The sequence below is a fragment of the Deinococcus arcticus genome (assembly GCF_003028415.1).
Classification (GTDB): Bacteria; Deinococcota; Deinococci; order Deinococcales; family Deinococcaceae; genus Deinococcus; species Deinococcus arcticus.
Genome location: NZ_PYSV01000001.1, coordinates 256,519 through 270,006 on the forward strand (window position 1 = coordinate 256,519; position 13,488 = coordinate 270,006).

At 68.1% G+C, this 13,488-nt stretch carries 9 protein-coding genes; 1 reads left to right on the forward strand and 8 read right to left on the reverse strand.

Annotated features, from left to right (window positions below):
- Positions 1 to 51: 51 nt before the first annotated feature.
- Positions 52 to 3,762, reverse strand: coding sequence for a pullulanase-type alpha-1,6-glucosidase (gene pulA, locus C8263_RS01180; protein ID WP_107136255.1), 3,711 nt, complete (start codon positions 3,760 to 3,762; stop codon positions 52 to 54).
- A gap of 308 nt (positions 3,763 to 4,070) precedes the next feature.
- Here pulA and C8263_RS01185 point away from each other — a divergent pair, with 308 nt between their 5' ends.
- Positions 4,071 to 4,253 carry a hypothetical protein gene (locus C8263_RS01185; RefSeq protein ID WP_107136256.1) on the forward strand — a complete coding sequence of 61 codons (183 nt, stop codon included), beginning with the start codon at positions 4,071 to 4,073 and terminating at the stop codon, positions 4,251 to 4,253.
- A 61-nt stretch (positions 4,254 to 4,314) separates the two neighbouring features.
- Here C8263_RS01185 and galK read toward each other — a convergent pair whose 3' ends face one another.
- The 7 genes from galK to C8263_RS01220 form a co-directional block, all read right to left on the reverse strand.
- A complete protein-coding gene (gene galK / locus C8263_RS01190; protein ID WP_107136257.1) occupies positions 4,315 to 5,358 on the reverse strand; it encodes a galactokinase in 1,044 nt (347 codons plus the stop codon).
- Positions 5,355 to 6,491 carry a galactose-1-phosphate uridylyltransferase gene (gene galT, locus C8263_RS01195; protein ID WP_107136258.1) on the reverse strand — a complete coding sequence of 379 codons (1,137 nt, stop codon included), beginning with the start codon at positions 6,489 to 6,491 and terminating at the stop codon, positions 5,355 to 5,357. Before galT ends, galK begins: the two co-directional genes overlap by 4 nt.
- Positions 6,484 to 7,971 (reverse strand): glycoside hydrolase family 36 protein, encoded by a 1,488-nt coding sequence (locus C8263_RS01200; protein ID WP_107136259.1) that lies wholly within the window; start codon positions 7,969 to 7,971, stop codon positions 6,484 to 6,486. Before C8263_RS01200 ends, galT begins: the two co-directional genes overlap by 8 nt.
- Positions 7,964 to 9,991, reverse strand: a complete 2,028-nt coding sequence (locus tag C8263_RS01205; protein WP_107136260.1) for a beta-galactosidase — start codon at positions 9,989 to 9,991, stop codon at positions 7,964 to 7,966. Before C8263_RS01205 ends, C8263_RS01200 begins: the two co-directional genes overlap by 8 nt.
- Positions 9,992 to 10,144: 153 nt before the next feature.
- Entirely contained in the window at positions 10,145 to 10,996 is an 852-nt protein-coding gene (locus C8263_RS01210; RefSeq protein WP_107136261.1) for a carbohydrate ABC transporter permease, read from the reverse strand.
- Positions 10,993 to 11,856, reverse strand: coding sequence for a carbohydrate ABC transporter permease (locus tag C8263_RS01215; RefSeq protein ID WP_107136262.1), 864 nt, complete (start codon positions 11,854 to 11,856; stop codon positions 10,993 to 10,995). Before C8263_RS01215 ends, C8263_RS01210 begins: the two co-directional genes overlap by 4 nt.
- A 249-nt stretch (positions 11,857 to 12,105) precedes the next feature.
- Positions 12,106 to 13,416: an extracellular solute-binding protein gene (locus C8263_RS01220; protein ID WP_107136263.1), complete on the reverse strand. Its 1,311-nt coding sequence runs from the start codon at positions 13,414 to 13,416 to the stop codon at positions 12,106 to 12,108.
- Positions 13,417 to 13,488 lie beyond the last annotated feature (72 nt).

The following is a 13,488-nucleotide window of genomic DNA, read 5'->3' on the forward strand; positions in this document are numbered from 1 at the left end:
GGGCCGGCCCCTCACAGGCCAGCCCCTTCCCCAGAAATGCCGCTCTGGTTTTTACTTGCCGACAAACACCGCCGTGGTCAGGGCCGGCACCGTCACGCTGTTGCCGCTGGCCCGGCTGGTCTTCACCGTGGCGTCGGTGCTGGCGGCCAGGACCGGGTGCAGGCTGAGGTTCAGGCCAGCCAGCGCCGGGTCGCTGAGGGTGACGCTGTTGCCGCTGGCGTTGAACACCACCACCACGTTGCGGTAGGGGTTGGCCGCGTTCACCGCGCCGCTGAGCTTCATGGCAATCACGCCGGGCGTCTGGTTGGGGCCCACGTTCAGGAAGCTCAGGCCCTGCTGCACCTGCGCGGCGGTGTCCATGCGGAACAGGGTGCTGGAGTAACGCACGCGCAGCATCTCGCGGTAGTGGTCAAAGGCGCGGGTGATCTCGGCGGTGCCCGGCTTCAGGGCCGCGTTGGCCAGCAGCGGGCGGTACAGGTCCCAGTTGCCGCTGTTCTTCTCGGCGGGCGGCAGGCCCTTGCCAAAGCCGTTGCTGGCGCGGGTGTAGTCCAGCACGTTGAACCAGTCGCCGCTGTTGTAGCTGTCGGTGTCAAAGCTCTTGGAGCGCAGAATCTCGTCGCCGGCATACGAGAAGGGCAGGCCCTGTCCCAGCAGCACCACGCTGTGCGCGAGGTTCTGCATACGGGTGCGCTGTGCCGGGGTGGCGTTCGCAGGGGCCTTGAGCAGCACGGCGTCATAGATGGTCTGGTTGTCGTGCGCGCTGACATAGGTGATGGTCTCGCGGGGGCTGGCCGCGTACCCGGCGGGGGCGCTGCCATATTTCAGCTCGGCACCCGTCACGGTCTGTCCGGCGGCGTTCGTGAACCGGTAATCGCGCAGGTTGCCGGTCAGGCCAATGCGCACCTGATCGGCCAGAGCCAGGGCGCGGTTCCTGTCGGCATTCACCGGCAGGCCGTTGGGCAGCACGAAGGCGCCCGTAGCAAAGCCCTGTTCCTGCAGGCCGCCAAACGGGTTGCCGCCGCGCACAGCGTCACGAATGCGGTCGTTGAAGGTGCCGATGCCCTGACCGAACAGGTTGAGCTGCGTGGCATTGCGGCCCCGGGCATTGGCGGCGACTTCACCAAAATCCCAGCCCTCGCCGTACAGGTAGATGCTCTTGCCGTCCACGCCGTCTTTTTGCATGGTCAGGGCGTCCAGCGCGGCGCGGGCAGCCTGCATGTCGGCCACCATGTGGTGCCCCATCAGGTCAAAGCGGAAGCCGTCCACCTTGTAGGCCTTGGCCATCAGCACCAGGGTGTCCACCATCAGCCTGCGCATCATGGCGTGTTCGGTGGCGGTGTTCGCGCAGCAGGTGGAATTCTCCACGCCGCCATTCAGGTTCAGGCGGTGGTAATAGCCGGGGACGATCTTATCCAGCACGCTGCGCTCGGCCTGACCGCTGGCGGCGGTGTGGTTGAACACCACGTCCTGCACCACGCGCAGGCCCGCCGCGTTCAGCGCGGCCACCATGCGGCGGTATTCCAGCGCGCGCTGGTCCGGGTTCACGGCGTAGCTGCCTTCGGGCACCATGTAGTGGTAGGGATCGTAGCCCCAGTTGTAGGCGTCCTGGTCCCGAATGGCGTTTACGGCTTTTTGCTGCTCGTCGCTGTTCGGGGCAAATTTGCCCAGGTCGCCGGGGGTCTTCCACTGCCCCTTGTCCTCGTTAATGGTGGCAATGTCAAAGGTGGGCAGCAGGTGCACGGCCTTCAGGCCCGCGTCGGCCAGGGCTTTGAGGTGCTTCATGCCGTTGCTGCCCGCCTGCGTAAAGGCGAGGTAGGTGCCGCGCTGGGCCGCCGGCACGCTGGCATCGGCGGCGCTGAAGTCGCGCAGGTGCAGTTCGTAGAAGCTGAGGTCCGACGCGCTGCGCAGGGCGGGCTTCTTCAGGGCGTCCCAGCCCTGGGGCTTCTGGGCGGCGTCGTTCAGGTCCACCATGACGCTGCGGGTGCTGTTCCGCGTCAGGGCCACGGAATAGGGGTCAGTCACCAGGTTCGTTTCAATCTTGCCGGTGCCCGGCGCAAACACCTTCACTTCGTAGCGGTAGGTGCCGCCCTTCCAGCCGGCCGCGCCCCGGGCCGTCCATACGCCCTGCGCGTCGCGGGTCATAGGCACCATGGTTTCGGCGCCTGAACCCGAGGTGCTGAGGCGCAGCTTCACGTCCTGCGCGGTGGGGGCCCACAGGCGCACGGTGGGCACGTTGCCCTGCCACGTCACGCCCAGGGGGCCGTTGTAGGTGTACAGGTCATCCAGGGCCCAGGCGGTCTGCACACCGGTGGCGTCCAGCACCGTGCCGTCGGGCAGCACGCTGGAGACCGCCAGTTGCCCCCGCAGCGCCTCGCCCACCCGGGCGCGGTCCTCGGCGCGCACCCGCAGCAGGGCGTAGTTCGCCAGGTGGGGTGTCTTGGCCTTTTGGGCCGCGCTCAGGCCGCTGTCCACGGGCTCCAGCGTCAGGCTGTCGCCGCCGTCCACGCCAGCGGCCGTCAGCTTCAGGCCCGCGTCCCTGGCCGCGTGCAGGGTCAGGAAGGCGCCGGGCTGCACCAGCGCCGGCTTCACGGCAATCAGGTCACGCGAGAGCATCACGGCCTGCTGCCGCATCAGGTCGCCCACCTGCCGCACCGTGGTATCGGGGCGGGTGGTGTACACCTCGGTCTTGCCGCTGACCACCCAGGCCTGATTGCCCTTGTCTGCCGCCAGGGTCATGTCCGGGCCGGGGTCCTTTTCATCTCCCTTGTGAACAATGAAATTGAGCTTCTTCCAGTCCGTTTTCATGGGCACGTCCCAGTACACGCCAAACGAGTTGGTGCCCGTCTGGGGCAGCGGCTTGCTCCATTCCACCGCAGCGGTGGTGTCTTCCCAGGCGTGCAGGCCCCAGTCCTCATACTTGCCGTCCGGGCGGAAATAGTTGATGCGCGCAAAGCCAGTGGGCACGGGTGGGTCGCTCAGGGCCGCCGGGGCGCCGTAGGCAAATTCGGCCTTGCCGCTGGTCACCGTGACCTCGCGCCCCTTGGACAGGTCCGCGAACATGTCGGCGCCCGGGTCCTTTTCGTCGCCCTTGTGCACGATGAAGCCCACCTTGGCGGCGCCCGCCTTCAGCGGCACGTCCCAGTAGGCGCCGCCCGCGTCCTTGCCGGTGGGCGGCAGCGGCTTGGCCCATTCCACCGCAGCGGTGGTGTCTTCCCAGACATGCAGGCCCCAGCCGTCGTACTGGCCGTCGGGGCGCACATAGCGCACCCGCAGCACATTCTGGGGAATGGGAGTGGCGCTGCCCGTGGCGGCGGTGGCCGGGGCCGCTGGCGCCGTGGGCGTGGCGGGCGCCGCCTGCGCAACGGGCTGCTTGGTGGCGTCCACGTTCAGGGCGGCGCCCCGGGCATACGCCACGTTCGTGCCCCCAGCTTTCACAAACAGCTCGCGGCCCTTGCTCAGGTCAAACCACAGGTCCGCGCTGGGGTCCTTATCGTCCCCCTTGTGGACAATAAAGCCCACCTTCTGCGCGCCGGGTTTCAGGGGAATGTCGTAGTACGCGCCCCAGTCGTCCTTGCCGCTCTGGGCCAGCGGTTTGGTCCATTCCACCTGGGCAGTGGTGTCTTCCCAGACATGCAGGCCCCACCCGGCATAGTTGCCGTCTGCACGCTGGTAATGCACGCGGGCCGTGTTGGCAGGCAAGACACTTTGCGCCGCTGCCATAGCAGCCAGCGCGACCGTCAGCAGGGTCGCCATTCGTTTCATGTTGGGAAAATTGTAGCGCTTCCACAGAGCAACTCAGCCGATGGAAGCTAATCAAGAAAGGCGAAGGGCCGTCCCTGAGCCTGGGGCCCATGAGCAACTCAGCCGATGGACCCTCACCAAGAGAGGCGAAGGGCCGCCCCTGAGCCTGGACTATCCAGCGTAAACCAACCCATGAATTGCGAATCATGCCCCCGGCAACGGATTTTCTGGGCGTCGCCTGTGATGGGCAGGGCAAATTTTCCAGAATTGAGGTCCACCCTTAAGGCCCCCCACACCCGCACCCCGCCCTGCCCGCCTACCCTGCCCTCATGACTGGACACCGCAGCGACGAGACCCACGACCACCCACAGGAGCAGCACAGCGACGCCGAGAGCCTGCGCCACGTGCCGCACCACATCAGCGGCGTGCGCCAGGACCAGCCCGGTACCCAGGAGATCGGCGTGGAGCACGGGGAGCCCAACCGCCAGAAAGACCCGGACCACGACAGCTGACCCGGGAGCGACATGAAGCGGGGCCGGGTGCAAGTGCCCGGCCCCGCTTCATGCTGTCTTCTTACGGCACCACTTGCCGGCCTTCTGGCCCGTAATCGGCCAGCACCGCCTGCGCCACAGTCGCCGCGTGGCCTGCGCGCACCAGGGCCACCACCGCGCCGCCAAAGCCCGCACCGGTCATGCGGGCGCCGTAGACCCGGGGGTGGGCCTGCAGCAGCGCCACCAGCTCGTCCACCCGGGGGTGGCTGACGGCGTAGTCATCCCGCAGGCTGGCGTGGCTGGCGTTCATCAGGGTGCCAAAGCGCACCTCGTCCACGCCGTCTTCCACCGCCGCCAGCACCCGGGCATTTTCTGTGACCACATGGCGGGCCCGTTCGCGCAGCGGCGAGGGCAGGGCGTCCAGCGCCGCCACGTTACTCACGTCGCGCAGCTGGGGCACGCCCAGCAGGCGGGCGGCTTCCTCCACCTGCGCGCGGCGTTCGTTGTAGCCGCTTTCGGCCAGCTGGCGCGGCACCCCACTGTCCAGCACCAGCACCTGCGTGCCGCCCGGCAGCGGCAGGGTGCGGCGTTCCAGGCTGCGGGTGTCCAGCAGCAGCAGGGTCTGGTCATCGGCCACGCTGCTGGCCATCTGGTCCATGATGCCGCACTGCACCCCCACGAAGTCATGTTCGACCCGCTGGGCGATCAGGGCAAGGCGCTCGTCGTCGGCCTCCAGGTCGCCCAGCAGGCGCAGGGCGCGCAGCACCGCTACCTCCAGTGCGGCGCTGCTGCTGAGCCCCGCGCCCATGGGCACGTTGGACGTGACATGCACGTTCAGGCCGCCCGTTGCCCCACCCAGTGTCAGGGCTCCGGCCACATAGCGGGCAAACGGCGCCCGGGCGTTTTCGCCCACCGCAAAGGTGGCTTCCTGGTCCAGGTCGGCCGCGTAGACGCGGTGGGTGTGGGTGCCGTTGCGGCCCACCTGGACGGTGGTGGTCTGTGGAATGGCCGTGGGCAGCACAAAGCCGCCCTGGTAGTCGGTGTGTTCGCCCAGCAGGTTCACGCGGCCCGGCGCCTGGGCGCTCAGCTGGGGGGGCTGGCCAAAGATGGCCTCAAAGGTCTTCATAGGGCGGCTCCGGCTTCGGGGGCCACCGCGCGCAGTTCGGCGGCGGCGGTCTCAGGGAACTTGTCGTTGGCAAACTCGCCGGCACCCTGCTCGGTGCCCGCGAGGTACTTCATGCGGCCCGGCGCGCGCAGATAAGGGTACAGCTCGATGTGCAGTGGGAAGGCCGGGTGCGGCCCGTCCAGCGGGGCCTGATGCACCGTGAGCAGGTAAGGCATCCGCACCCCGAACAGGCCGTCGAGCCGCAGCAGGGTGTCTTTCAGGACCCGGGCGAAGGCGGCCCGTTCGCGGCCTGTCAGCTCGGCCAGCAGGCCCACGGGCCGCGCGGGCACGATCCAGGTTTCAAAGGAGTAGCGCGCGAAGGGCGGCACCACGCTCAGGGCCTCGCCCGCGTCCAGCACCACCCGCTCGCCCGCTGCCCGTTCCTGCGCCACGAAGTCGGCCAGCCAGGGCCGGCCGTGCTCGGCGTGGTGCGCCTGGGCCTGCGCCAGCATGCGGGCCTGCACGGGGGGAATATGGTCGTAGGCGTAAATCTGGCCGTGGGGGTGGTGCAGGGTCACGCCCACCTCTACCCCCCGGTTCTCAAAGCACAACACACTCTGAATGCGCCCAGTGGCCGCCAGCCGCGCCGTGCGGTCGGCCCACACCGAGAGCAGCAGGTCCATGTGCGCTTCCTCCAGGTCGGCCAGTCGGCCCCGGGCGTCCTGGCTGAACACCACCACCTCGCAGGCTCCCACGCCCGCGCGGGTGTCGGCGGGGCCCTCGCCAGGGTCCGGGGCGTGCAGGCTCAGGCTGGGAAAGCGGTTTTCAAACACGGCGAGGTCGTATTCGCCCGGCGGCAGTTCGGTGGGGTGCGCGGAGTCGGTGGTGGGGGCCAGGGGGTTGTATTCAGGCGGCGGCAGGAACGTGCGGTTCAGGCGGTGCGCGGCGTACATCACCCACTCGCCTCGCAGCGGATGCCAGCGCAGGACAGGCCGGGCGTCCACCGGGTCGGGGCTGGGGCTGGGCATCTCGCCGGTCACCCGCACCGGTTTCAGGCCGTACAGCGTGACCGCGCGGCCATCCGGCTTGGTGAAGTCGGCAGCGTGCAGGCCGGGTTGGGGCACGGCAGTGGGGGGCAGGGCAGCGTCAGCCATGAAATCCTTCACGGTACGAGTGTGGGCTCAGCCCCGGCGCCGCAGTGTCGGTGAGGTTAAAGGTTCCCCGCGAAAAGTGGGTCACGGCCCCGCCCATGCTCTGGGTCAGCGTGCGGGGCCGGTCCGGCGTGCTCAGCGCAAGGCAGCGGCGCAGCAGGTCCAGCCCCGGGCCGTCCAGCAGCTCAATGGGGTCGCTGCTGGCACGCAGGCCGCCCACCACGTCCAGCATGGCCGCCACGGCCTCGCGCTCCTCATGGTTCAGCAGGCTGAGTTCGCGCCGGCAGATGGCCACGTCGGGGTCCGGCTGATACCAGGGGTGCTGATACCAGCGCGAGAGTGCGGTGTGCAGCGCGTTGCGGGCGCTGGGACCGGTGGCGTCGCCCAGCCACACCCGGCGCGATTCCTCGTCCCAGAAGGGTGCCACGTCGGGGCCGGTGCGCATGGCGTCCACCAGGCCAATGCTCTGGGCCAGCGGGGCGCCGCAGCCCAGCAAAAAGGCGTCTGGCCCGGCGCCGTCGCGCAGCGCCTGCAGCCCCATGCGGTAGGCCTGCGCGCGCCCCACGCGCGGGTCGTGGCGTACCCCGGGCAGCGCCGCGCCGTACAGGAAATCCAGTTTCAGGTACGGGTAGCCCCAGCCGCGCGCGGTGGCGGCCAGCTCGCGCAGCCACGCCAGGGCCCCGGGGTGGGTGGTGTCCAGCGCAAAGTACGGCCCGCCCCAGTTGTGGCCCACCGGCAGCGGGCAGCCGTCCTCGCCGCGCAGCATCCAGTCCGCGTGCTCGGCAAACAGGCGCGAGGTAGGCGAGGCCAGAAACGGCGCCAGCCACAGGCCCGGCGTGTACCCCAGTTCGCGCAGCGGCCCCGGCAGGTCGCGGGCGTGGCCGCCGAAGTGGGCGCTGGGCTCTTCCCAGTCGCCCAGGTCGGCCTGAAAGCCGTCGTCCAGCTGAAACACGTCGAAGGGCAGCCCGGCCGCCCTGGCGCGGCAGGCATTGTCCAGCATGGCCGCCAGGGTCACGCTGCGGTAGTACGAGTACCACGAGCACCACACCCGCAGCGGCGCGGGCGTGCGCGCGTGCATGGCCCGGCCCAGCTCGGCGGCCCGCGCTTCCAGGGTGGCGATCACATCCGGGGTCTCCTCCCAGTGCAGGGGCACTTCGGGGCCTTCCAGGATGCAGCTCACGCGCACGTGGTCGCCCTGCGCGCGCGCCTCCCACTGAACAAAGGTCTGGGTGGCGTCGCCCGCCATGCCCACCCAGCCGCCGCCGTCCGGGCGCACCAGCGCCAGTACGCTGTGGCTGCGCCACACGCCCGCCTGGCCGCTGGGCAGGAAGCCGGGATCGTGGCCCTGCTCGTGGCGCCAGCGCATCAGGGGCGCGGCCTGGGTGTCTTGCAGGGGTCGCAGTTCCGCCTCGCTCCAGGACTGAAAGCCGCTCACCAGCACGCGCAGCTTGGCCGGGTTCACGTTCAGGGTCCACTCAGGCATGGTCGGCCTCCGGCAGCACCTGAAAACTCACGGGGGGCAGCATTCGCCCGTTCCATTCGGTGGGCTCGGGGTTCCAGTTCTGCACCAGCACCTGCCCCGCCCGGCGGCTCAGGCGCACGCCCTCAGGCAGCGGCGTGACCGGCACGCCCGCCGTGGTCAGCACCTCGGCCAGCACCGCGCCGATCAGCGCTTCGCTGTGCGCGCCAATGACGGTGGCTTGGCCGCGGCGAATCACCGCCGCCTCGCCGTTCAGCGGCCCGCCCGCGTAGGTGGCGAGCACCTGCGCGCCCAGCGGGCGGTAACTTTCCGCCCAGGTGTGCGCCTCGAAGCTCGCGCCCAGGCCGCTCACGCCCTGCGTCAGGCCCGGGCGCAGCGAGTCGTACAGCGACAGCCGCGCGCCCAGCAGGTCTGACAGGGGGCCAAACTGTCCGCCCTCCCAGGTGCCGCCCCCCGGCGTGCGGAAGGCAGTGCGCGGCCCGCAGACCAGGTGCGCGCCCCCCTCCATGGCCGCCGCCCAGCGCGCGGCCCGCTCCGGGCCCACCAGTGTGACCGCCGGGGCCACGACCACCGCGTAGCCGCTCAGGTCGGCGTCGGCGTGCACCACGGCCACATCTGCCCCCAGCGACCGCAACGCCGAGTAGTAGGTCACCGTCTGCGCCCAGTAGCTCAGGCCCGCGGCGTGCGGCTGGGCGTCGTACAGCCACAGGCTCTCGTAATCGTGCAGCAGGGCCACCTTTGCCGGCACCGGCCCCAGCGGAAACTGCGTCTGGTCCAGCGCGCCCACCTCGGCGTGCCCCGGACTGGGCGTCTCGTCGTGGCGCAGCAGGCCCGAGTGCATGACCTCCTGGGCCATGGTGGCCGCCCGCCAGCGGAAATAGCTTACGGTATCCGCCCCGTGCGCCCACGCCTGCGCCGTCCACAGCGCCGTGGCCCCTGGTGCCGGCAGCGCGTTGTAGGGCGCCCAGTTGACAGGGCCACACTGCTGTTCCATGACCCAGAAGCCGGGTTGTGGGCTGTGGGCTGTGGGTTGTGGGGTTGAGTCTTTTCCTACAGCCCACACCCCACGACCTACAACCCCTCTATACAGATCATGGTTAAATCCCACCAGATCCGGGTGCCCGGTGCGTGCGTAGCGGGTTTTCAGCGCCTCATTCACGCCGGGGGGGGCAAAGAATTCCAGCATCCCGGTGGGGTAATTGTCCCAGCTGGCAAAATCCAGGCCCCGGGCCACCTCGTAGTGGTCGAAGCCGGACTCGAAAATCATGAAATTGTGCGTGATGAAGCGCCCCGGCGAGAGCTCGCGCAGCAGGGTCACCTGCTCGGCCTGAAACTCGGCAATCAGGCCCGAGGCGAAGCGGGCGTAGTCCAGCAGGTGCGAGGGGTTGGGCTCGGTGACCGTCAGGTTGGGGGGCCTGACCTGCGCCCAGTCGCTGTACTCCATGCTCCAGAACACGTTGCCCCAGGCGTCGTTCAGGGCGTCCAGAGTGCCGTATTTCTCCCGCAGCCATTCTGGAAAGCGCCCGGCGCTGGCGCCGCCATACGAGCGGCTGGTGGCGTGGCAGCCGAATTCGTTGTCTGTCTGCCAGCCGGCCACGGCGGGGTGCTGCCCGTAGCGCTCGGCCAGGGCGCGCGTGATGCGCCGCGAGTGCTCGCGGTAGACCGGCGAGGCGAAATCGTAGTGGCGGCGCGAGCCGAATTCGCGCACGCGGCCCTGGGCGTCATAGGCCAGCATCTCGGGGTGGGCGCGCACCAGCCACGCGGGCGGGGTGGCGGTGGGCGTGCAGAGCACCACCTTCAGGCCCTGGGCGGCGGAGGTCTCCACCGCCTCGTCCAGCCACGCCCACTCGTACTGGCCGGGCGCGGGTTCCAGGCGGCTCCAGGCAAATTCGGCCAGCCGGACATAGCTCAGGCCCAGGGCGCGCTGCTGCGCGGCGTAGGGGGCCCAGCGGTCCTGGGGCACATGTTCGGGGTAATCGCAGCTGCCCAGCAGCAGGTGGTCAGTGGGAAGGTTGAAGGTCATGCAAGGTCATCCTTGAAAGGGGAAGAAGGAGAGAAAGAGAAGGGCTTGGGTGTAGAGCGCCGGGTCACCCTGGTCCGGTGTTGCCTTCAGGCAAGAGGCGGACACGCAAGGCCAAAGCTCGGGGGCTTTCCATCCACCGTCAACCATTCACCATCACCCCTTCACTGCGCCGGTGGCCAGCCCGCCCTGCCAGTAGCGCCCCAGGGTCAGGAACGCGGCCACCAGGGGCAGAATGCTCACCAGGGCGCCCAGCACGATCACGGTGTACAGGGGCTCCTGGCCGCTGGAACTGCTGGTCTGGTTCCACACGCTCAGGCCAAGGGTGAGGGGAAACAGCTCGTCGCGGCTGACGGCCACCAGCGGCAGAAAGAAGTTGTTCCAGGCACCCACGAAGGAAAACAGCCCCACGGTCACCAGGCCGCCCTGCACCAGCGGCAGGCCCAGGCGCTGAAAGATGGTCCACTCGCTCGCGCCGTCAATGCGCGCGGCTTCCATCAGTTCCTTGGGAAAGCCAGCGTCCCAGAACAGCCGCATCAGGTACAGGCCGAACGGATTGACCAGCCCCGGCAGAATGACTGCCCAGTAGGTGTTCAGCAGGCCCAGCTTCTGCATCATCAGAAACAGGGGCAGCACCAGCGCGGTCCCCGGCACCATGATGGTGACCAGAATCAGCGCAAACAGCGCGTTCTTGCCCCGGAAGGTGTAGGCCGAAAAGGCGTAGCCCGCCAGCGCGCTGACCAGCACGCTGCCCAGCGCCGTGGCCCCGGCGTACACGAACGAGTTCAGCAGCCAGCGCCGGAAAATGCCGTCCTGGCGGGTCAGGAGGGTCTGCAGGTTCTCGGCAAGGTGGCTGGGACTGGCAAACCACAGCCCAAAGGTGGAAAACAGCTGCCCGTTGTCCTTGAACATGGTCACGATCACCCACCACAGCGGCAGCAGGGCGTAGACCGCAAACAGGGTCAGGGCCAGCAGTTGCAGCGGGGTAAAGCGGGTCCGGGTGCTCATACTTCACCTCCCCGGCGGGTAAAGCGCAGAAAGACGGCGCTGAGCAGTAGGGTAAAGACGGCCAGCAGAATGGCCAGCGTGGCCGCGTAACTGAAATTGCCGTCGCGCGTGGCCACCAGATACAGGTAGGTGTTCGGCGTGATGTTGTCCGGTACGTACCCCAGCGGCCGGATCACAAAGGGCTCGCTGAAAATCTGCATGGTCCCGATGATCGAAAAGATCAGCACCAGCAGCAGGCTGGGTTTCAGCAGCGGCAGCTTGATAAAGCGGGTGAGGGTCCAGCCGTCGGCGCCGTCAATGCGCGCGGCCTCGTACAGGTCGCCGGGAATGTTCTGCAGCGCGGCGTACAGGGTGATCATGTTGTAGCCCGTCCAGGTCCAGGTGACGATGTTGGCAATGCTCCAGAGCACCACGTCGCTGCCCAGGAAATCAAAGGAGCGCCCGGTCAGTTGGTTGAAAGGCGAGAGGTTCTTGGAGTACAGGTAGCCCCACAGCAGCCCCGCGATCACGCTGGGAATCGTATAGGGCAGGTAGAAGGCGGTGCGGAAAAACCCCTGCAGGCGGCCCCGGCTGCTGTCCAGGGCCAGGGCCAGGGCGGTGGCCAGCACCACCATCAGCGGAATCTGCACCGCGGCAAACTTCAGGATGTTCAGCAGGCTGGCCAGAAAATCGGCGTCCTGAAAGGCGCGCACGTAGTTGGTCAGGCCACCAAACACCTCTCTGGCGGGGCCAAAGCCGGCGCGCTTCTTGATGAACAGACTCAGATACCCGGCATACAGCACTGGGGCCACGTAAAAGGCGGCAAACAGCAGCAGAAAAGGGCTCAGAAACAGCCACGGCACGGCGCGCGGCGGCTTCATGGCTGGACTCTTGGCACAGAATGGCTCATAGGTACCTCATACAGAACACGACTCCGGACCCACCCTGGGCCACTACGGGTCAATGCGGGCAAAGAGGCCAGGGCGCGGGCAGCGCGGGCACAGAAGCGGCGGTTCTGGGGGCGTGCTGGGTGGCTGGCCACGGCACAGGCGGCCAACAAGGGCTGGGGGCGCGGACAGAGGCGCGCCCTTCCGCGTCTCCCGCGCCCCTCACCGCCCCCGCAACAGAGCTCAGCGCACGTCGTAGCCCTGTTTCTTGGCCTCGGCCAGCGTTTCACGCTGCCACGCGTCCAGTGCCTGATCGGGGGTCAGGCGCCCCTTGAGCATCAGGTCCATCTGCTTGTTGAAGTTGTCGTTGGCGTAGGGGAACCACGGCGCCCACTGGAAGTTGACGTTCACGCCCCGGCTGGCGCGGGCATACACGCTGCTGATGTCCTGGCCACCGAAGAACTTGCTGGGGTTCTTGGTCTTGTCCTTCAGCACGGCCAGGTCCAGGCCGGCGTCGCTGGCGGGGAACAGGCCGCCGTTGGTCCAGTTGTTGGTAATCGCGCTCTGCGAGAGGTTCAGCCACAGGCTGAACAGCATGGCCGCTTCCTTGTTCTTGCTCTGGGCGGTGACCACGTTGGAGCTGCCGCCCCAGTTGCCGGATCTCACGGTGCTCCCGGCCGTCCACTGCGGCAGGTTGGCCGCGCGCCACTGCCCGGCCGACTTGTTCTTCAGGCTGCCCGCGTAACCGCCCGGGCCCCAAGCCGCTTCCATGTTGCTGACCACCTGTCCGGCCCCAGCCGCGTTCCAGTAGTCGCTGGTAAAGGCGTTCAGGGTGCCCACGTGGCCCTTCTTGATCATGCCGTACCAGTAGTTCAGGACCTTCTTGGCGGTGGGGTTGTTCAGGGTCTGCACCCAGCGGTCGCCGTCACGCTTGAAGAACTGCGCGCCGTCGGCCCAGGCCAGCGCCATGAACCACGGCGCAAAGGTGGCGTAGAAGTTGCCCATCTTCACCTTGCCGCCACTCTTGGCATGCACCGTGGCAGCGGCCTTTTCGTACTCGGCCCAGGTGCGCGGCACCTGCACGCCGTATTTTTTCAGTAGATCGTCGCGGTAGACCATGGCAAAGGGGCCGGTGTCCTGCGGAATGGCGAACACCGCCTTGCCGTCGGGGCTGACCTGTCCCCAGGTCCAGGGCACAAAGTATTTCCGGTAGTTGTTCGCGCCCAGGGTGCTCAGGTCGGTCAGGCCGCCCGTGTCCACGAAGGCGGGCAAAAAGCCGTACTCAATCTGGGCCACGTCCGGCGCGCCGGTGCCGGCTTTCAGGGTGGTCAGCAGCTTGGTGTAGGTCTGCGGGCCGCCGCCCAGGTTGGTCACCTTCACGTCAATGTTCGGGTACGCCTTTTCAAAGGCCTGCACGGTCTTGTCCAGGCCAGGTACCCACGACCAGACTTCCAGTGTCACCTTGCCGCTGGGCGCCTTGGGAAAGGCCGGATCGGCGGCGAGGGCTGAGCTGGCCAGCAGGGCAGTCAGGGCGGTCATCAGCACTTTGTTCATAGGTCCTCCGGTGGAAGAAAGGGGTGCGGGGAACAAGGGGAGAGCAGGGCAGCAGGTGGACTCAGACAGTCG